Source organism: Streptomyces sp. NPDC048111 (genome assembly GCF_043202815.1).
Lineage (GTDB): Bacteria > Actinomycetota > Actinomycetes > Streptomycetales > Streptomycetaceae > Streptomyces.
Genome location: NZ_JBIDBD010000026.1, coordinates 25,689 through 44,329, shown reverse-complemented (window position 1 = coordinate 44,329; position 18,641 = coordinate 25,689). Strand labels below are relative to the sequence as shown.

The window sequence follows — 18,641 nt, the reverse complement described above, 5'->3', positions numbered from 1 at the left end:
GGTCAGTGACACCGCCGTCAGTACACCGCCGTCAGTGCGCCGCCGACTCCCAGTCGTGGCCCGCGCCCACCGACACGTCCAGCGGGGCGCGCAGTTCGACCGCTCCGGACATCTCGCGGCGGACCAGCGCCTCGACCTGCTCGCGCTCGCCGGGCGCGACCTCCAGGACGATTTCGTCGTGGACCTGGAGCAGCAGGCGCGAGGTGAGGCCGGCGTCCGTCAGGGCGCGGTCCACGTTCAGCATCGCGACCTTCACGATGTCGGCCGCGGTGCCCTGGATGGGGGCGTTGAGCGCCATCCGCTCGGCCATCTCGCGACGCTGGCGGTTGTCGCTGTTGAGGTCGGGCAGGTAGCGGCGGCGGCCCAGCATCGTCTCCGTGTAGCCCGTCGCCCTGGCCTCCTCGACGGCGCGCTGGAGGTAGTCCCGCACCCCGCCGAAGCGCTCGAAGAAGGTGTCCATCAGGCCGCGGGCCTCGCCCGCCTCGATGTTCAACTGCTGCGAGAGGCCGAAGGCGGAGAGGCCGTACGCCAGGCCGTAGGACATGGCCTTGATCTTGCGGCGCATCTCCGGGTCGACCTGGGTCTTGGCGACGCCGAAGACCTGGGAGGCGACCGTGGTGTGCAGGTCCTCGCCGGAGGCGAACGCCTCAATGAGGCCCGCGTCCTCGGACAGGTGGGCCATGACGCGCAGTTCGATCTGGCTGTAGTCGGCGGTGAGCAGCGACTCGTAGCCCTCGCCGACGACGAAGCCCCGGCGGATCGCGCGGCCTTCGTCGGTGCGCACGGGGATGTTCTGCAGGTTGGGGTCGGTGGAGGACAGGCGGCCGGTGGCGGCGACGGTCTGGTTGAACGTGGTGTGGATGCGCCCGTCGGTGGCGATGGTCTTGATGAGGCCTTCGACGGTGACCCGCAGCTTGGCCTGTTCTCGGTGGCGCAGCATCAGGACGGGCAGTTCGTGCTCGGTCTGCGCGGCGAGCCAGGCCAGGGCGTCGGCGTCGGTGGTGTAGCCGGTCTTGGTCTTCTTCGTCTTGGGCAGGGCCAGTTCACCGAACAGCACTTCCTGGAGCTGCTTGGGCGAACCGAGGTTGAACTCGTGGCCCACCGAGGCGTGGGCCTCCTTCACGGCCTGCTGGACGGCGCCGGCGAACTGCTGCTCCATCGCTTCGAGGTGGGAGCGGTCGGCGGCGATGCCGTTGCGTTCCATACGGGCCAGCAGGAGCGAGGTGGGCAGTTCCACGTCGTGCAGGAGGCCGGTGGCGCCGACTTCCTCGAGGCGTTCGGTGAAGGCGGTGCCGAGGTCGAGGACGGCGCGGGCCTGGGTCATCAGGGCGCCGGCTTCGGCCTCGTCGTCGGCGCCGAAGGCGAGCTGGCCGTCGGCGGCGCTGGCGGGGGCCAGTTCGCGGCCGAGGTATTCGACGGACAGGGCGTCCAGGGCGAAGGAGCGGCGGCCGGGCTTGACGAGGTAGGCGGCGAGCGCGGTGTCCATGGTGACGCCGGCGATGCTCCAGCCGTGTTCGGGGAAGACCCGCATCGCGGCCTTGGCGTTGTGCATGACCTTGGGCGCGGCGGCGTCCGCGATCCAGGTGGCGAAGGCGCGCTCGTCGGACTCGTCGAGGCGGGCGGGGTCGAACCAGGCGGCCGGGCCGTGGGCGGTGGCGAGGGCGATCTCGGTGACGCTGCCGACGCCGATGGCCCAGGTGTCGACGGTGGCGACGCCGAGCGGCGCGCCGCCGTGCTCGGCCAGCCAGGGGGCGAGTTCGCCGGCGCCGAGGACGGCGCCGTCCACGTCGACGCCGGCGGCCGGTGCGGGGGTGTCCTCGGCCTCGCCCGCGCCGGGGTCGACGGCCAGGAGGCGTTCGCGCAGGGAGGGGTTGCGGATCTCCAGGACGTCGAGGACGCCGGTGACGGCGGCGCGGTCGTAGGCGGCGCGCTTGAGCTCGGCGGCGGTCTTGGGCAGCTCGACGTCCTTGACCATCTCGGTGAGGCGGCGGTTCAGCTTGACCGCTTCGATGTGGTCGCGGAAGTTCTGCCCGGCCTTGCCCTTGACCTCGTCGGCGCGCTCGACGAGCTCGGCGAAGGAGCCGAACTGGTTGATCCACTTCGCGGCGGTCTTCTCGCCGACGCCGGGGATGCCCGGCAGGTTGTCGGACGGGTCGCCGCGCAGGGCCGCGAAGTCCGGGTACTGCTGCGGGGTCAGGCCGTACTTCTCCTCGACCTTCGCCGGGGTGAAGCGGGTGAGCTCGGAGACGCCCTTGGTGGGGTAGAGCACGGTGACGTGGTCGGAGACGAGCTGGAAGGCGTCGCGGTCGCCGGTGACGATGAGGACCTCGTAGCCCTCGGCCTCGGCCTGGGTGGCGAGGGTGGCGATGATGTCGTCGGCCTCGAAGCCGTCGGTGGCGAAGCGGTCGACGTGCATCGCGTCGAGCAGTTCGCCGATCAGCTCGACCTGGCCCTTGAACTCGTCGGGGGTCTTCGACCGGTTCGCCTTGTAGTCGGGGAACTCCGTGGAGCGCCACGTCTTGCGGGACACGTCGAAGGCGACCGCGAAGTGCGTGGGGGCCTCGTCACGCAGGGTGTTCGCCAGCATGGACATGAAGCCGTAGACGGCGTTGGTGGGCTGGCCCGTCGCGGTCGTGAAGTTCTCCGCGGGCAGCGCGAAGAACGCCCGGTACGCCAGGGAGTGCCCGTCCATGAGGAGCAGGCGCGGTCGGTGGTCCGGGGTCTTCTTCGATGCTGTCTCAGCCATGCCCACGATCCTGCCACGCCCCACTGACAATCCTGGCCAGTCGCCCCCGCGGGCGGCTGTGCACGGTGGGGCGGGGTGGCCCGGCGCGGGTGTCGGCGGCTCGTGGCAGGATCGGAGGTGTACGCACCTCGCGCCCGCCCCGGCGGGCCCCGCGCGGTGTCCGCACGACAGGTCCGCACGACGCGGCAGCCCGCGGTGTCCGCCCGGCACAGCCGTACGACGTGTTCGCTCGAAGGGGAGCAGCGCCATGGCCAGCAAGCCGCCCACAGGTGATCCGGTCCAGGACGCGCCGCAGGTCGAGGCGCCCAAGCACGCCGCGGCCGGGCTCCCCGCCGTCGGGCACACGCTGCTCATGGCGCAGCAGCAGATGGGGCTGCGGCGCACGGCGCAGACGCTGCTGAAGGTGAACCAGAAGGACGGGTTCGACTGTCCGGGCTGCGCCTGGCCGGAGGGCGACAAGCGGCACACGGCGGAGTTCTGCGAGAACGGCGCGAAGGCGGTCGCCGAGGAGGCGACGCTGCGCCGGGTCACGCCGGACTTCTTCGCGGCGCATCCGGTCGCGGATCTGGCGGAGCGCAGCGGTTACTGGCTGGGGCAGCAGGGCCGCCTCACGCAGCCGGTGTATCTGCCGGAGGGGGCCGACCGGTACGAGGCGGTCACGTGGGAGCGGGCCTTCGAGATCATCGCCGAGGAGCTCGGGGCGCTGTCCTCGCCCGACGAGGCCGTCTTCTACACCTCGGGGCGCACCAGCAACGAGGCGGCGTTCCTGTTGCAGCTGTTCGCCCGCGAGTTCGGCACGAACAATCTGCCGGACTGTTCCAACATGTGCCACGAGTCGTCGGGTTCGGCGCTGACGGAGACGATCGGCGTCGGCAAGGGCAGTGTGTCCCTCGAGGACCTGCACCAGGCGGACCTGATCGTGATCGCGGGCCAGAACCCGGGCACCAACCATCCGCGGATGCTGTCCGCCCTGGAGAAGGCGAAGTCCGCCGGGGCCAAGATCATCTCGGTGAACCCGCTGCCGGAGGCGGGCCTGGAGAAGTTCAAGAATCCGCAGACGCCGCAGGGCATGATCAAGGGCGCTTCGCTGACCGATCTGTTCCTGCAGATCCGCATCGGCGGCGACCAGGCCCTGTTCCGGCTCCTGAACCGGCTGATCCTGGAGACCGAGGGCGCGGTCGACGAGCTGTTCGTGCGGGAACACACCCATGGCTACGAGGAGTTCAGGGACGCGGCCCTCGCGGCGGACTGGGACACCACGCTGGCGGCGACAGGCCTGTCCCGTGCCGAGATCGAGCAGGCGCTCGCGATGGTCCTCGCCTCGCGGCGCACCATCGTGTGCTGGGCGATGGGCCTGACCCAGCACAAGCACTCGGTGCCGACGATCCGCGAGGTGGTCAACTTCCTCCTGCTGCGCGGCAACATCGGCCGGCCCGGCGCCGGGGTGTGCCCGGTGCGCGGGCACTCCAATGTGCAGGGTGACCGCACGATGGGCATCTTCGAGCGGCCCGCCCCCGCCTTCCTGGACGCCCTGGAGAAGGAGTTCGGGTTCGCCCCGCCGCGCCACCACGGCCTGGACGTCGTACGGGCCATCGAGGCGCTGCGGGACGGCAGGGCGAAGGTGTTCTTCGCGATGGGCGGCAATTTCGTGGCCGCGACGCCGGACACGGAGGTCACGGAGGCGGCCGTGCGGCGGGCGTCGCTGACGGTGCACGTGTCCACCAAGCTGAACCGCTCGCACGCGGTCACCGGCAGGCGGGCGCTGATCCTGCCGACGCTCGGCCGTACCGACAAGGACGTGCAGAGGGGCGGCCGCCAGTTCGTGACGGTGGAGGACTCGATGGGCATGGTGCACGCCTCGCGCGGCAATCTGACCCCGGCCAGTCCCCATCTGCTGTCGGAGCCGGCCATCGTGGTGCGCATGGCGCTGGCCACGCTGGGGTCCAAGTCGTCGGTCGACTGGGCCGCGTTCGAGCACGACTACGCAAGCGTGCGGGACCGCATCGCGCGGGTGGTGCCGGGGTTCGAGGACTTCAACGCGAAGGTGGCCCGCCCCGGCGGGTTCCAGCTCGCGCACGCCCCGCGTGACGAGCGGCGTTTCCCGACGGCCACCGGGAAGGCCAACTTCACGGCGGCGCCGGTCGAGGCGCCCGAACTGCCCGAGGGGCGGCTGCTGTTGCAGACGCTGCGCTCGCACGACCAGTACAACACCACCATCTACGGCCTGGACGACCGCTACCGCGGGATCAAGGGCGGCCGCCGGGTCGTGCTGGTCAACCCCGAGGACGCGCGCCGTCTCGGGCTCGCCGACGGCTCGTACACGGACCTGGTCGGTGAGTGGAAGGACGGTGTGGAGCGCCGGGCACCCGGTTTCCGGGTCGTGCACTATCCGACGGCGCGGGGCTGCGCCGCGGCGTACTACCCGGAGACCAATGTCCTGGTGCCGCTGGGAGCGACGGCCGATGTCAGCAACACCCCGGCCAGCAAGTCGGTGGTGGTGCGCCTGGAGCCCGTGGCGGCGGGGCGCCGGGAATGAGGGCCGAGCCCTAAGCGTTCGCTCAGGCATCTGATATGACGGTGCGGACACGGCGGAGCGACCGCGGTGGACGCAGATGAACGCAGATGAACGGAGCCGGGGCCCATGGGCGAGCAGCGCAGCGTGAAGTTTCCGCAGGAAGTCGTCGAGGAGTACGCGGCCCTCGGGGTGGATCTGCCGGCCATGTTCTCCGCGGGGCACCTGGGCACGCGGATGGGGGTGCAGATCATCGAGGCCTCCGCCGAGAAGGTGGTCGGCACGATGCCTGTGGAGGGCAACACCCAGCCGTACGGGCTGCTGCACGGCGGGGCGTCGGCGGTGCTCGCCGAGACGCTGGGCTCGGTCGGCTCCATGCTGCACGGCGGTAGCGGCAAGATCGCGGTGGGGGTGGATCTGAACTGCACCCATCACCGCGGGGTGCGCAGCGGCCTGGTCACCGGGGTGGCGACGCCGGTGCACCGCGGGCGCTCGACGGCGACGTACGAGATCGTGATCACCGACGAGCAGGACAAGCGGGTCTGCTCGGCTCGGCTGACCTGTCTGCTACGGGACGCCGAGGGTGTCAAGGGCTGAGAGCCGGGAATTCGGGCCCCGGCGGCCCGGAGCGATCCCCTCCGTTCGGAGGGTTCAACTCCGTTCAGTCGTGGGCCAGTTGAGGGACGCGATGGCCGGTGAGGCGGGAACTCACCGGCCATTGCCACGTCCCGGGACGCGTTCTAACGTCGTGTCATGAGGACCCGAGCGCGGTCACGGGTGGGGGCGGGGCTCGCCCTGGCGGGTGTGCTCGCCGCGGGCGGCGCCGTGGCGGGCTGTTCACACGCCGGGGAGTCCTCGGCGCGGGGCACGCCGGCGCCGGCCTCCGCGTCGCCCAACCCGCCTTCGCCGCACACCACTTCGCCCGCCGAGCTCTGCACCCATCTGATCACGTACTGGGCGCGGCGGGAGCTGGACGAGGGGCAGGGCTCGGGGCTCGACTACCAGGAGAAAGGCCTGTCCGACGGGCAGAACGCGATCCTCCTGTCCGCGCTGGCGGCGGCCCGCGCCGAGCGCGCGGCGCACGGCGCGGCGGCCGGCGACCGGGTCATCGGGCAGCGGGCCGAGCAGGGCTGCGCCGAGCGCTACCGCAACGGGCCCCCGACGGGCGACCCGTGGGCGCAGACGAAGCAGCCGAGCCCTTCCGGCTCGCCGTAACGCTGCGTAACGATCTTAAGAGGCGCGAAGGGCACTTTCGCGCCACGCGCAAGCACCTCGCCCCCGGGCGCCCCCGAACGGGGCCCGTCGGGCCGTGTCAGCAGCATGATCCCCTCAAGCCCCTTAGCGGAACTGGGGATTCTCATCATGCGAGAAATCCCGGCATACCGGAATGTACAAATTGTCCGCCCTGTGCCACCAACGTTTGGCCTTGGCATAACAAGAAAGTCACATCCTGTCCCGGCCGCTCCCCACCCCCCTCAGCTGCGCTTAGAGTCACGGCCAGTCACCGCGCCGCCGGGTGCGACCACTGCACGGCCCTTACCGCCCAGTACGGCCCGGCGACCGACACGGCACCTCACTCACGAGGAGGCCGCGCCAGGGAAAGGACCCATCGTGCGACACCGTTCCTTGCTCATCCTCACCACAGTGCTCACCACAGGCGCACTCACGCTCACCGCCTGCGGTTCGCGCGACAAAGGCGGCGACGACAGCAGCGGCAAGAAGCAGACCGTCGTCATCGGCGTAGACGCACCCCTCACGGGTGACCTGTCCGCCCTCGGCCTCGGGATCAAGAACTCCGCCGACCTCGCCGCCCAGACGGCGAACAAGCAGAACCTCGTGCCCGGCGTCGAGTTCAAGACCCAGCCGCTCGACGACCAGGCGCAGCCCTCGGTCGGCCAGCAGAACGCCACCAAGTTCATCGGCGACAAGAGCGTCGTCGGCGTCGTCGGCCCCCTGAACTCCAGCGTCTCGCAGTCCATGCAGAAGCCGCTGAACGACGCCGGGCTCACCCAGATATCCCCCGCCAACACGGGCACCGAGCTGACCCAGGGCGACGGCTGGAAGACCGGCACGAAGAAGCGTCCCTACAAGACGTACTTCCGCACCGCCACCACCGACCAGGTCCAGGGCGCCTTCGCCGCCAAGTACCTGTTCAACACCGCCAAGGTCGACTCGGTCTACCTCATCGACGACCAGAAGACCTACGGCGCCGGCCTCGCCGCGTCCTTCAAGGACACCTTCACCAAGCTCGGCGGGAAGATCGTCGGCTCCGACCACGTCAACCCCGACGACCGCGACTTCAACGCCATCGTCGCCAAGGTCAAGGCCACCGGCGCCAAGGCCCTCTACTACGGCGGCGAATACCCCGCGGCCGGCCCCCTGAGCCAGCAGCTCAAGGACAGCGGCACCAACATCCCGCTCATGGGCGGCGACGGCATCTACAGCGGCGACTTCATCAAGCTCAACAAGAAGGCCAACGGCGACCTCGCCACCTCCGTCGGCAAGCCCGTCGAACAGCTCGACTCCGCCAAGAGCTTCATCGCCAACTACAAGACGGCCGGCTACAAGGACGCCTACGAGGCCTACGGGGGCGGCACCTACGACGCCACCTGGGCGATCATCCAGGCCGTCAAGGACGTCGTCGCCGCCAACGACGGCAAGCTCCCCAGCGGCGACCTGCGCGCCAAGGTCCTCGACGCCGTCGGCAAGGTCAAGTTCGACGGAGTCACCGGCCCCGTCTCCTTCGACGAGTACGGCGACACCACCAACACCATGATGACCGCCTACAAGGTCACCGACGGCACGTGGAAGCCCGAGCTCAGCGAGGCCTACAAGCCGTAACCCGGCGACATCCCGCCACACGCACACAAAGGACCGCGCGGGAGCGCCACCAGCGCTCCCGCGCGGTGCCATATCCGATCACTTCACGGAGGCCCCGCGGTGCACGAACTGCCGCAACAGCTGGCCAATGGACTCATCCTCGGCGCGATGTACGGACTGATCGCGATCGGCTACACGATGGTCTACGGCATTGTCCAGCTCATCAACTTCGCCCACGGCGAGATATTCATGGTCGGGGGCTTCGGGGCTCTCACCGTCTTCCTCGCACTGCCCTCGGGCTTCTCGCTCCTCGCCGCCATCCCCCTGATGATCATCGGCGGCGTCATCGTCTCCGTCCTGGTCGCCACCGCCGCGGAACGATTCGCCTACCGGCCCCTGCGGGGCGCCCCCCGCCTGGCCCCCCTCATCACCGCCATCGGCCTCTCCCTCGCCCTCCAGCAGGCCGTGTGGAAGTGGTACCCCGACGCCAAGAAGGACCGTTCCTTCCCGCAGTTCGACGGCACCCCCTTCCACGTCCTGGGCGCCAACATCCAGCGCGGCGACCTCTTCATCCTCATCGCCGCCCCCCTCTGCATGATCGCCCTCGGGTTCTACGTCACCAAGACCCGCACCGGCCGCGGCATGCAGGCCACCGCCCAGGACCCCGACACCGCCAAACTCATGGGCATCAACACCGACCGCATCATCGTCATGGCCTTCGCCATCGGTGCCGCGTTCGCCGCCGTCGCCGCCGTCGGCTACGGCCTCCACAACGGCCAAGTCGGCTTCCGCATGGGCTTCATCATGGGCCTCAAGGCCTTCACCGCCGCCGTACTCGGCGGCATCGGCAACATCTACGGCGCCATGCTCGGCGGCATAGTCCTCGGACTCGCCGAAGCCCTCGCCGTCGGATACATCGGCAACATCCCCAGCATGGAACTCTTCGGCGGCGGCGCCTGGAAGGACGTATGGGCCTTCGTCCTGCTCATCGTCGTCCTCCTCGTGCGACCCCAGGGCCTGCTCGGCGAACGCGTCGCGGACAGGGCGTGATCACCATGACCACCGACACCACCACCCGCGACAGCGGCACCCCGCTCATCGGCCTGCTGCCCGCCACCGCCGCCCGGCACACCGTCACCGCCGGCGCCGCCATCACCCTCATCGGCACCTTCCTCGCCTGGACCTGGACCAGCGACTTCCCCGGCGACCTCACCGTCACCGGCTACCCCGGCGGCCTCCAGCTCCTCACCCTCACCGGCGCACTCCTCACCCTCCTGTTCGCGCTCTCCGCCTACGGAGTCAAGGGCCTGCGCTGGCTCACCCCCGGCGCCGTCAACGCCCCCCTGCGCCTGCTCACCCTCGCCACCTTCGCCACCACCGGCTACACCCTCGGCGCGATATCCAGCGACCTCGGCGGCATCGTCAACCTCGAACCCGGCGCCTACGTCTCCGGCCTCGGCTCCCTCATCGCCCTCATCGCCGCCTTCGCCCTCCCCGGCGACACCCCCGGCAACGACACCACCGGCGACACCCCCTGGCAGCGCGTCCGCCACACCCTCGCCGCCCCCAGCCCCCGCACCGCCAAAACCATCCCCGACTGGGCCGGCATCCTCATCATCGTCGCCGCCTTCGCCATCGGCCTCTACGTCTTCGCGTACGGCATCGACACCGAATACACCGAACTGTTCATCGGCTTCCTCATCACCGCCGTGTTCACGTTCGCCGCCCTCACCCAGGCAGGCCTCATCGCCCGCCTCTCCGCACTCACCGCACAACACCGCACCGTCACCCTCAGCGCCGCCTTCGTCGCCGCCATCTGCTTCCCCTTCACACAATCCAGCGACGAATACGCCCTCATCGGCGCCAACATCCTCATCTTCGCCACCGTCGCCCTCGGCCTCAACGTCGTCGTCGGCCTCGCCGGCCTCCTCGACCTCGGCTACGTCGCCTTCCTCGGCGTCGGCGCCTACGCCGCCGCCCTCGTCTCCGGCGCCGGCACCTCAAGCCTCGGCGTCCACTTCCCGTTCTGGGCCGCCATCCTCGTCGGCGCCGGCGCATCCCTGATCTTCGGCGTCCTCATCGGCGCCCCCACCCTGCGCCTGCGCGGCGACTACCTCGCCATCGTCACGCTCGGCTTCGGTGAGATCTTCCGCATCACCATGAACAACCTCAACGGGAACAGCGGACCCAACGTCACCAACGGCTCCCGCGGCATCCCCGCCATCCCCGACATCACGATCTTCGGATACGACCTCGGCATCAGCCACGACCTCGCCGGCTTCACCCTCGGCAAACCCGGCAACTACTACCTGCTGATGCTCCTCGTCACCCTCGTCGTCGTCACCGTCTTCCGCCGCAGCGCCGACTCCCGCATCGGCCGCGCCTGGGTCGCCATCCGCGAAGACGAAACCGCCGCCACCGCCATGGGCATCAACGGCTTCCGCGTCAAACTCATCGCCTTCGCACTCGGCGCCACCCTCGCCGGACTCGCCGGCACCGTACAAGGCCACCTCACCAGCACCGTCACCCCCGAGCAGTACCAATTCGCCGGCTCCGTACCCCCCAACTCCGCCTTCCTCCTCGCCGCCGTCATCCTCGGCGGCATGGGAACCATGAGCGGACCCCTCATCGGAGCCTCCCTGCTCTACCTCATCCCGGCCAAACTCCAATTCATGCAGGACTACCAGCTCCTCCTCTTCGGAGTCGCCCTCATCGTCCTCATGCGCCTGCGCCCCGAAGGCATCGTCGCCGACCGCAGGAAAAAGCTCGAATTCCACGAGACCGGCCAACTCGACACACCCGACACCAGCCTCACCGACACACCCGTCGGCGTCACCAAGGCGGGGGCGTGACCAGCATGACCACCACCGACACCGTCCTCCACGCCAGCGGCGTCACCATGCGCTTCGGCGGCCTCACCGCCGTACAGAACGTCGACCTCACCGTCAACAGCGGCGAAATCATCGGCCTCATCGGCCCCAACGGCGCCGGCAAAACCACCTTCTTCAACTGCCTCACCGGCCTGTACGTCCCCACCGAAGGAAAGGTGACCTACAAAGGCACCACCCTTCCCCCCAAACCCCACCTCGTCACCCAGGCCGGCGTCGCCCGCACCTTCCAGAACATCCGCCTCTTCCCCAACATGACCGTCCTGGAAAACGTCCTCGTCGGCCGCCACACCCGCACCAAAGAAGGCCTCTGGTCCGCACTCCTGCGCCTGCCCGGATTCAAAAAAGCCGAAGACGCATCCCGCGAACGAGCCATGGAACTCCTCGAGTTCACCGGACTCGCCGCAAAAGCCGACCACCTCTCCCGCAACCTCCCCTACGGCGAACAGCGAAAGCTCGAAATCGCCCGCGCACTCGCCAGCGAACCCGGACTCCTCCTCCTCGACGAGCCCACCGCCGGCATGAACCCCCAAGAAACCCGCGCCGCCGAAGAACTCATCTTCGCCATCCGCGACCAAGGCATCGCCGTCCTCGTCATCGAGCACGACATGCGCTTCATCATGAACCTCTGCGACCGCGTCTCCGTCCTCGTCCAAGGCCAAAAACTCGTCGAAGGCACACCCGACGTCGTCCAGGCCGACGAACGCGTCATCGCCGCCTACCTCGGCACCCCCTTCGAAGGCGCACCCGGAAACGAGGAACTCGCCGAAGTAGAAGCCGCCGAAACGGCACACAGCACCACCAGCACCGAGGGAGACACCCAGTGACCGCACTCCTCGAAGTCGAGGACCTCCGGGTCGCCTACGGCAAGATCGAAGCCGTCAAAGGCATCTCCTTCAGCGTCGACGCAGGACAGGTCGTCACCCTCATCGGCACCAACGGCGCCGGAAAAACCACCACCCTGCGCACCCTCTCCGGCCTCCTCGAACCCCTCGCCGGAAAAATCACGTTCGACGGAAAACCCCTCAAAAACGTCCCCGCACACAAAATCGTCGCCCTCGGAATGGCCCACTCCCCCGAAGGCCGCCACATCTTCCCCCGCATGACCATCGAGGACAACCTCCGCCTCGGCGCCTACCTCCGCGACGACAAAGCAGGCATCGAAAAAGACATCCAGCGCGCCTACGACCTCTTCCCCATCCTCGGAGAACGCCGCAAACAAGCAGCCGGCACCCTCTCCGGCGGCGAACAACAAATGCTCGCCATGGGCCGCGCCCTCATGTCCCAGCCCAAACTGCTCATGCTGGACGAACCCTCCATGGGCCTCTCCCCCATCATGATGCAGAAGATCATGGCCACCATCACCGAACTCAAAGCCCAGGGCACCACCATCCTGCTCGTCGAACAGAACGCCCAAGCCGCGCTCTCCCTCGCCGACCAGGGCCACGTCATGGAAATCGGCAAAATCGTCCTCTCCGGAACCGGACGGGACCTCCTCCACGACGAATCCGTCCGCAAGGCCTACCTCGGCGAAGACTGAGCCCTCACACAAACGCGAGTGGCCCGCACCCGGAACCCCGGATGCGGGCCACTCGCGTACCGACCCGGGGACTACTCCCCCTTCGCCGCCTTCTTCTCCTCGGCGTCCTCGATGACCGCCTCCGCCACCTGCTGCATCGACATCCGCCGGTCCATCGACGTCTTCTGGATCCACCGGAACGCCGCCGGCTCCGACAGCCCGTACTGCGTCTGCAGCACCGACTTCGCCCGGTCCACCAGCTTCCGCGTCTCCAGCCGCTGCGACAGGTCCGCGACCTCCTGCTCCAGCGCCTTCAGCTCGGTGAACCGCGACACCGCCATCTCGATCGCCGGCACCACATCGCTCTTCGAGAACGGCTTCACGAGATACGCCATCGCACCGGCGTCCCGCGCCCGCTCCACCAGATCGCGCTGGCTGAACGCGGTCAGCATCAGCACCGGCGCGATCGACTCCTTCGCGATCAGCTCCGCCGCCGAGATCCCGTCAAGGACGGGCATCTTCACATCCAGGATCACCAGGTCCGGGCGGTGCTCACGGGCCAGCTCGACGGCCTTCTGCCCGTCACCGGCCTCGCCCACGACCGCGTAGCCCTCTTCTTCGAGCATCTCTTTGAGATCGAGGCGGATGAGGGCCTCGTCCTCGGCGATGACGACACGGGTCGTCAGCGGGGGGACGTGCGACGCGTCGTCGTCTGCGACGGGCTGGGGCGACTCGGGGGCGGTCACGGAGGCTCCTTGTTTAAGGCAGGGTGCTGCTTCCCAGCAGGGTACCTAGCTGCTGGCAGCGCGCGTGAGCGGGTACACTCCTGCCAGCGACCTTTGCCGGGTTGATGGAATCGGCAGACATGATCGCCTCAAAAGCGATTGCTCGAAAGAGCGTACGGGTTCAAGTCCCGTACCCGGCACTTTTGGCAAGCGGAGGTTCACGTGCGCGTGAACCTCCGCTTTTCTTTACCCGGAGCGATGGCGGGTGACTCAGGGTGTGCACATGAACCTTCACGGCACAGAAGTGCGACAACGGGCGCTCACACTGCTCCGAGACGGTGGGCGGAACGCCGACGTGGCGCGCCAGCTGAACGTGCCGCTCGGCACGATTTCGTACTGGCTCCACATGGACCGCTCCAAGCGGGGTGAATGTCCGGGCCCGCACGACCCCAAGTGCCCACGCTGCGACGGCCGTTCACTGGACTCCGCGGCGTATGCCTACCTGCTCGGGCTCTATCTCGGCGACGGCCACATCAGCCAGTACTCGGCGCACCGGGTACCGAACCTCATGATCACGCTCGATGACGCCTGGCCCGGTGTTCAGGCCGAAGCCGAACATGCGATGCGGACGGTCTTTCCCGACAACGCGACCTGTCGAGTACGCAGGACCGGCTGCCACAACATCAAGGTCTACTCGAAGCACCTGCACTGCCTGTTCCCGCAGCACGGCCCCGGAAAGAAGCACGACCGTCTCATCGCCCTCGCTCCCTGGCAACAGGACATCGTCGAGGCGTACCCCTGGATGTTCCTCCGCGGTCTCATCCAGTCCGACGGATGCCGCATCACCAACTGGACCGAAAGGGTCGTCGGCGGAGTGCGGAAGCGCTACGAGTACCCGCGGTACTTCTTTGCCAACAAGTCGGACGACATCCGTGCCCTCTGCGGCGCCGCCCTTGATCTCGTCGGGGTTGAGTGGAGCACCCTCGCTCGTGGCAGCGACCCCTTCAACATATCCATCGCCCGCAAGGCCTCCGTCGCCCTCATGGACCACCACATCGGCCCCAAGTACTGACCCGACAGTGTGGCGGCCCCCTGCGAGGGGTGGGGCAAGGGGCCGTGGCCCAGGGTTACTTGGGGCTGTCGTCCTCGCCGATGTGGTGGACGCGGACCAGGTTGGTGGAGCCGGCGACACCGGGCGGCGAGCCGGCGGTGATGACCACGACGTCGCCCTTCTGGCAGCGGCCGACCTTGAGGAGCATCTCGTCGACCTGGGCCACCATCTCGTCGGTGGACTCGACGTGCGGGCCCAGGAACGTTTCCACGCCCCAGGTGAGGTTGAGCTGGGAGCGGGTGGCGGGGTCGGGGGTGAAGGCGAGGAGGGGGATCGGGGAGCGGTAGCGGGAGAGGCGTTTGGCGGTGTCGCCGGACTGGGTGAAGGCGACGAGGAGTTTGGCGCCGAGGAAGTCGCCCATTTCGGCGGCGGCGCGGGCGACGGCTCCGCCTTGGGTGCGGGGTTTGTTGCGGTCGGTGAGGGGCGGGAGGCCCTTGGCGAGGACGTCTTCTTCGGCGGCTTCGACGATGCGGCCCATGGTTTTGACGGTTTCGACGGGGTGTTTGCCGATGCTGGTTTCGCCGGAGAGCATGACGGCGTCGGTGCCGTCGATGATGGCGTTGGCGACGTCGCTGGCTTCGGCCCTGGTGGGGCGGGAGTTGTCGATCATCGAGTCGAGCATCTGGGTGGCGACGATGACGGGTTTGGCGTTGCGCTTGGCGAGTTTGATGGCGCGCTTTTGCACGATGGGGACTTGTTCGAGGGGCATTTCGACGCCGAGGTCGCCGCGGGCGACCATGATGCCGTCGAAGGCGGCGACGATGTCGTCGATGGTGTCGACGGCTTGGGGTTTTTCGATTTTGGCGATGACGGGGAGGCGTCGGCCTTCTTCGTCCATGATGCGGTGGACGTCGTGGATGTCGTGGCCGTTGCGGACGAAGGACAGGGCGATGATGTCGGCGCCGGTGCGCAGGGCCCAGCGGAGGTCTTCTTCGTCCTTGTCGGAGAGGGCGGGGACGGAGACGGCGACGCCGGGGAGGTTGAGGCCTTTGTGGTCGGAGACCATGCCGCCTTCGGTGACGAGGGTGTGGACGCGGGGTCCGTCGACGCCGGTGACTTGGAGGGTGACTTTGCCGTCGTCGATGAGGATGCGTTCGCCGGTGGTGACGTCGGTGGCGAGGCCGGTGTAGGTGGTGCCGCAGAGGTGGCGGTCGCCGTGGGTGTCGGGTTCGACGGTGATGGTGAACTCGTCGCCGCGTTCAAGGAGTACGGGGCCTTCGCGGAAGCGGCCGAGACGGATCTTCGGGCCTTGAAGGTCGGCGAGGATGCCGACGTTGTGGCCGGTTTCTTCGGAGGCTTTGCGGACGTGGTGGTAGCGCTCTTCGTGTTCGGCGTAGGTGCCGTGGCTGAGGTTGAAGCGGGCTACGTCCATTCCGGCTTCGATGAGGGCTTTGATCTGGTCGTATGTGTCGGTGGCTGGACCCAGGGTGCAGACGATTTTGGCTCGGCGCATGGGTCGAGCGTAGGGCTTACCGATGGGTAGGGATTTGGTCCGGGATTACTGCCCAACCACCTTTGGGTGAAAGGTGGTTGACAAGTATTGAAGTGTGCGCGGAGGCGCTCCGATGAGCGGTTCGGGGCGCCCTGCGGGTGGGTGTGGGGGTGCGCGTCAGAGGCGGGGCGGGGTCATGATGAAGCGGGCGTTGACGCGGGCGTGGACGGATTGGCGCTGGGGTTCGAGGTCGAGGGCGGGGGCGGGTTCGGCGGCGCCGGGGGCCATGGAGCGGAAGGCCATGCCGCCGCCGGCGGGGCGGCCGTAGCCGGGGGTGGGGGTGTCGGCGCCGGGGTCGGAGAGTTCGACGAGGGCGGCGAGGGTGGCGCCGAGGGCGTCGGCGTATTCGCGGGCGCGGACGACGGCTTGTTGTACGGCGCGGCGGCGGACTTCGCTGTGGGCGGGTGAGTCGTGGCGCAGGGACCATCGGGGGCCGTCGACGCGGGTGAGTTCGAGGTCGGCGAGGCGGGTGGTGAGTTCGCCGAGGGTGGTGAAGTCGGTGAGTTCGGCGTTGATGTGGACGGTGCCGTGGTAGGTGCGGACGCGTTCGCCGCGGCCGTGGCGGGTGAGTTCGGGGGTGAGGGTGAAGGCGCCGGTTTCGAGTTTTTCGATGGTGTCTCCGTAGCTTTTGATGAGGTCGAGGACGTGGGTGTTGCGGCGGGTGAGGTCGTCGAGGGTGGCGCGGCGGTCGGGGCCGCGGGTGGCGATGGTGATGGTGAGGCCGGCGATTTCGGGGTCGACTTCGAGGTGGGCTTCGCCGTGGACGGCGAGGCGGGGCTGGTCGGGTGTGCCGTAGGGCTGGGTGTCGGTCATGGGTCCACTGTGGCATCTGCTTCTGTCAGGGTCCGGTCATCAGATCGCAACCTGCGGGGGGTGTTGCGGGTGGCTGGTCCTGGGTCAGAATCCGGGGGTCTACGCGCGTCGCCGTCCGCTCAACTTCTACGCGCGTCATACGACTTCAGGGAGAGAGCATGCCGCTGAACCGCAGGACGTTCCTGGGCACCACGGCCGCCGCCGGGGCCGGTGTGGCCGTGGCCGGGGGTGTGGCGTCGCCCGCCGCCGCCGAGGGCCGGGGCCCGGTGCCGGCCCAGGGCAGGGATCACGGGCACGGCCGTCCGCCGAAGCGGTACGCGTTCTCGGTGATGGGCACGACGGATCTGCACGGCCATGTCTTCAACTGGGACTACTTCACGGACAAGGAGTACGACGACGCGGCGCACAACGATGTCGGTCTGGCGAAGATCGCGACGTTGGTGGAGCAGGTCCGTGAGGAGAAGGGCCGCCACAACACGCTGTTGATCGACGCGGGCGACATCATCCAGGGCACCCAGCTGTCGTACTACTACGCGCGGGTGGAGCCGATCACGGGGTCGGGTGGCAGGCGGGGGCCCAAGCACCCGATGGCGCTGGCGATGAACCGGATGGGGTATGACGCGGCGGCGCTGGGCAACCACGAGTTCAACTACGGGATTGAGACGCTGCGGGCGTTCCAGGAGCAGTTGGACTTTCCGCTGCTCGGTGCGAACGCGCTGGACGCGAAGACGCTGAAGCCGGCGTTTCCTCCGTATGCGGTGCGGCGGTTGAGGGTGCCGCACGGGCCGGACGTGAAGGTGGGGATCCTGGGGCTCACCAACCCGGGGATCGCGATCTGGGACAAGGCGAACGTGCAGGGGCGGATGACGTTCCCGGGTCTGGTGGAGCAGGCGAGGATCTATGTGCCGAAGCTGCGGGCGCTGGGCTGTGACGTGGTGATCTGTACGGACCATTCGGGTCTGGACGGGGGGACGTCGTACGGGGACGCGCTGCCGTATCCGGAGAACGCCTCGTCGCTGGTGGCGGAGCAGGTGCCGGGGATCGACGCGATCCTGGTGGGTCATACGCACAAGGAGGTGGCGTCGCGGACGGTGGTCAACCAGGAGACCGGCAGGTCCGTGGTGCTGTCGGAGCCGTACATGTGGGGCATGCGGCTGAGTGTCTTCGACTTCGAGCTGGAGTTCTCACGGGGGCGCTGGCACGTGACGTCGGTGACGGCGGGGGTGCGCAACGCGAACGCGGTGGCCGAGGACGCGGTGGTGAAGCGTCTGGTGAAGGCGGAGCACGACAAGGTCGTGGCGTATGTGAACCAGGTGGTGGGGACGAACGCGGTGGAGATGCGCTCGGACCAGGCGCCGTTCAAGGACGTGCCGATCATCGATCTGATCAATCACATCCAGGCGGAGACGGTGAAGGCGGCGCTGGCGTCGTCGGAGTACGCCTCGTTGCCGGTGCTGTCGCAGGCGGCGTGTTTCTCGCGTTCGGCGGTGATTCCGGCGGGCAAGGTGACCATCAGGGACGTGGCGGGTCTGTATGTGTACGAGAACACTCTGGAGGCACGTCTTCTGACGGGTGCTCAGGTGCGGGCGTACCTGGAGTTCTCGGCGAACTACTACGTGCAGACGACGGGTGCGGTGGACCCGGCGAAGATCACCAACGCGAACAGCACGCCGGACTACAACTACGACGTGGTCAGCGGTGTGTCGTACGAGGTGGACATCGCGAAGCCGGCCGGTTCGCGGGTGTCGAAGGTGATGTTCGACGGGAAGCCGATCGACGACGCGGCGCGGTTCGTGCTGGCGGTGAACAACTACCGGGCCAACGGGGGCGGCAATTTCCCGGGGGTGGCGACCGCCAAGCAGCTGTGGGCGAACTCCGACGAGATCCGCAACACGATGATCGCGTGGGTGAAGGCGAAGGGTGTGATCGATCCGGCGGAGTTCGCGTCGGTGGACTGGCGGCTGACGCAGAACGGCGTGCCGCTGTTCTGATCCGGCTCTGCATGTTCGTTTCTG

The 18,641-nt window shown here is 68.4% G+C and carries 14 protein-coding genes and 1 tRNA gene; 11 read left to right on the top strand and 4 right to left on the bottom strand.

Annotated features, from left to right (window positions below; genetic code table 11):
- Positions 1-31 precede the first annotated feature (31 nt).
- Positions 32-2,746 carry a DNA polymerase I gene (gene polA / locus ACGF3I_RS28750; protein WP_393136996.1) on the bottom strand — a complete coding sequence of 905 codons (2,715 nt, stop codon included), beginning with the start codon at positions 2,744-2,746 and terminating at the stop codon, positions 32-34.
- Positions 2,747-2,993: 247 nt separating this feature from the next.
- Between polA and ACGF3I_RS28745 the strand changes: the two genes are divergently transcribed.
- The 8 genes from ACGF3I_RS28745 to ACGF3I_RS28710 all read left to right on the top strand — a co-directional run bounded on the left by ACGF3I_RS28745 (position 2,994) and on the right by ACGF3I_RS28710 (position 12,506).
- Positions 2,994-5,282, top strand: coding sequence for an FdhF/YdeP family oxidoreductase (locus tag ACGF3I_RS28745; RefSeq protein WP_393136994.1), 2,289 nt, complete (start codon positions 2,994-2,996; stop codon positions 5,280-5,282).
- Positions 5,283-5,387: 105 nt separating this feature from the next.
- Positions 5,388-5,855 carry a PaaI family thioesterase gene (locus tag ACGF3I_RS28740; protein WP_393136991.1) on the top strand — a complete coding sequence of 156 codons (468 nt, stop codon included), beginning with the start codon at positions 5,388-5,390 and terminating at the stop codon, positions 5,853-5,855.
- A gap of 156 nt (positions 5,856-6,011) precedes the next feature.
- Positions 6,012-6,473: a hypothetical protein gene (locus ACGF3I_RS28735; protein WP_393136989.1), complete on the top strand. Its 462-nt coding sequence runs from the start codon at positions 6,012-6,014 to the stop codon at positions 6,471-6,473.
- Positions 6,474-6,884: 411 nt separating this feature from the next.
- Positions 6,885-8,099: a branched-chain amino acid ABC transporter substrate-binding protein gene (locus tag ACGF3I_RS28730; RefSeq protein ID WP_393137065.1), complete on the top strand. Its 1,215-nt coding sequence runs from the start codon at positions 6,885-6,887 to the stop codon at positions 8,097-8,099.
- Between the two features lie 99 nt (positions 8,100-8,198).
- Positions 8,199-9,128 (top strand): branched-chain amino acid ABC transporter permease, encoded by a 930-nt coding sequence (locus ACGF3I_RS28725; protein WP_393136987.1) that lies wholly within the window; start codon positions 8,199-8,201, stop codon positions 9,126-9,128.
- Between the two features lie 5 nt (positions 9,129-9,133).
- A complete protein-coding gene (locus ACGF3I_RS28720) occupies positions 9,134-10,930 on the top strand; it encodes a branched-chain amino acid ABC transporter permease (RefSeq protein WP_393136984.1) in 1,797 nt (598 codons plus the stop codon).
- A gap of 5 nt (positions 10,931-10,935) precedes the next feature.
- Positions 10,936-11,793: an ABC transporter ATP-binding protein gene (locus tag ACGF3I_RS28715; protein ID WP_393136983.1), complete on the top strand. Its 858-nt coding sequence runs from the start codon at positions 10,936-10,938 to the stop codon at positions 11,791-11,793.
- Positions 11,790-12,506 carry an ABC transporter ATP-binding protein gene (locus tag ACGF3I_RS28710; protein ID WP_393136981.1) on the top strand — a complete coding sequence of 239 codons (717 nt, stop codon included), beginning with the start codon at positions 11,790-11,792 and terminating at the stop codon, positions 12,504-12,506. Before ACGF3I_RS28715 ends, ACGF3I_RS28710 begins: the two co-directional genes overlap by 4 nt.
- A 71-nt stretch (positions 12,507-12,577) precedes the next feature.
- On the opposite strand, the gene ACGF3I_RS28705 is transcribed toward ACGF3I_RS28710, so the two are convergent.
- Complete coding sequence (locus ACGF3I_RS28705; RefSeq protein WP_393136979.1) at positions 12,578-13,231, bottom strand: ANTAR domain-containing response regulator; 654 nt, start codon at positions 13,229-13,231, stop codon at positions 12,578-12,580.
- A 95-nt stretch (positions 13,232-13,326) separates the two neighbouring features.
- On the opposite strand from ACGF3I_RS28705, the gene ACGF3I_RS28700 reads away from it, so the two are divergent.
- Positions 13,327-13,410, top strand: a tRNA-Leu gene (locus ACGF3I_RS28700).
- A gap of 83 nt (positions 13,411-13,493) precedes the next feature.
- Positions 13,494-14,282 carry a helix-turn-helix domain-containing protein gene (locus ACGF3I_RS28695; RefSeq protein ID WP_393136977.1) on the top strand — a complete coding sequence of 263 codons (789 nt, stop codon included), beginning with the start codon at positions 13,494-13,496 and terminating at the stop codon, positions 14,280-14,282.
- Positions 14,283-14,337: 55 nt separating this feature from the next.
- On the opposite strand, the gene pyk is transcribed toward ACGF3I_RS28695, so the two are convergent.
- Positions 14,338-15,774, bottom strand: a complete 1,437-nt coding sequence (pyk, locus tag ACGF3I_RS28690; RefSeq protein ID WP_393136975.1) for a pyruvate kinase — start codon at positions 15,772-15,774, stop codon at positions 14,338-14,340.
- Positions 15,775-15,930: 156 nt separating this feature from the next.
- Positions 15,931-16,626 carry an SIMPL domain-containing protein gene (locus tag ACGF3I_RS28685; RefSeq protein ID WP_393136973.1) on the bottom strand — a complete coding sequence of 232 codons (696 nt, stop codon included), beginning with the start codon at positions 16,624-16,626 and terminating at the stop codon, positions 15,931-15,933.
- Between the two features lie 158 nt (positions 16,627-16,784).
- Here ACGF3I_RS28685 and ACGF3I_RS28680 point away from each other — a divergent pair, with 158 nt between their 5' ends.
- A complete protein-coding gene (locus ACGF3I_RS28680) occupies positions 16,785-18,617 on the top strand; it encodes a bifunctional metallophosphatase/5'-nucleotidase (RefSeq protein WP_393136971.1) in 1,833 nt (610 codons plus the stop codon).
- Positions 18,618-18,641 lie beyond the last annotated feature (24 nt).

Coding starts and splice junctions, on each gene's coding strand:
- polA (WP_393136996.1), bottom strand. CDS start 2,746: ATGGCTGAGACAGCATCGAAGAAGACCCCGGACCACCGACCGCGCCTG.
- ACGF3I_RS28745 (WP_393136994.1), top strand. CDS start 2,994: ATGGCCAGCAAGCCGCCCACAGGTGATCCGGTCCAGGACGCGCCGCAG.
- ACGF3I_RS28740 (WP_393136991.1), top strand. CDS start 5,388: ATGGGCGAGCAGCGCAGCGTGAAGTTTCCGCAGGAAGTCGTCGAGGAG.
- ACGF3I_RS28735 (WP_393136989.1), top strand. CDS start 6,012: ATGAGGACCCGAGCGCGGTCACGGGTGGGGGCGGGGCTCGCCCTGGCG.
- ACGF3I_RS28720 (WP_393136984.1), top strand. CDS start 9,134: ATGACCACCGACACCACCACCCGCGACAGCGGCACCCCGCTCATCGGC.
- ACGF3I_RS28715 (WP_393136983.1), top strand. CDS start 10,936: ATGACCACCACCGACACCGTCCTCCACGCCAGCGGCGTCACCATGCGC.
- ACGF3I_RS28695 (WP_393136977.1), top strand. CDS start 13,494: ATGAACCTTCACGGCACAGAAGTGCGACAACGGGCGCTCACACTGCTC.
- pyk (WP_393136975.1), bottom strand. CDS start 15,774: ATGCGCCGAGCCAAAATCGTCTGCACCCTGGGTCCAGCCACCGACACA.
- ACGF3I_RS28685 (WP_393136973.1), bottom strand. CDS start 16,626: ATGACCGACACCCAGCCCTACGGCACACCCGACCAGCCCCGCCTCGCC.
- ACGF3I_RS28680 (WP_393136971.1), top strand. CDS start 16,785: ATGCCGCTGAACCGCAGGACGTTCCTGGGCACCACGGCCGCCGCCGGG.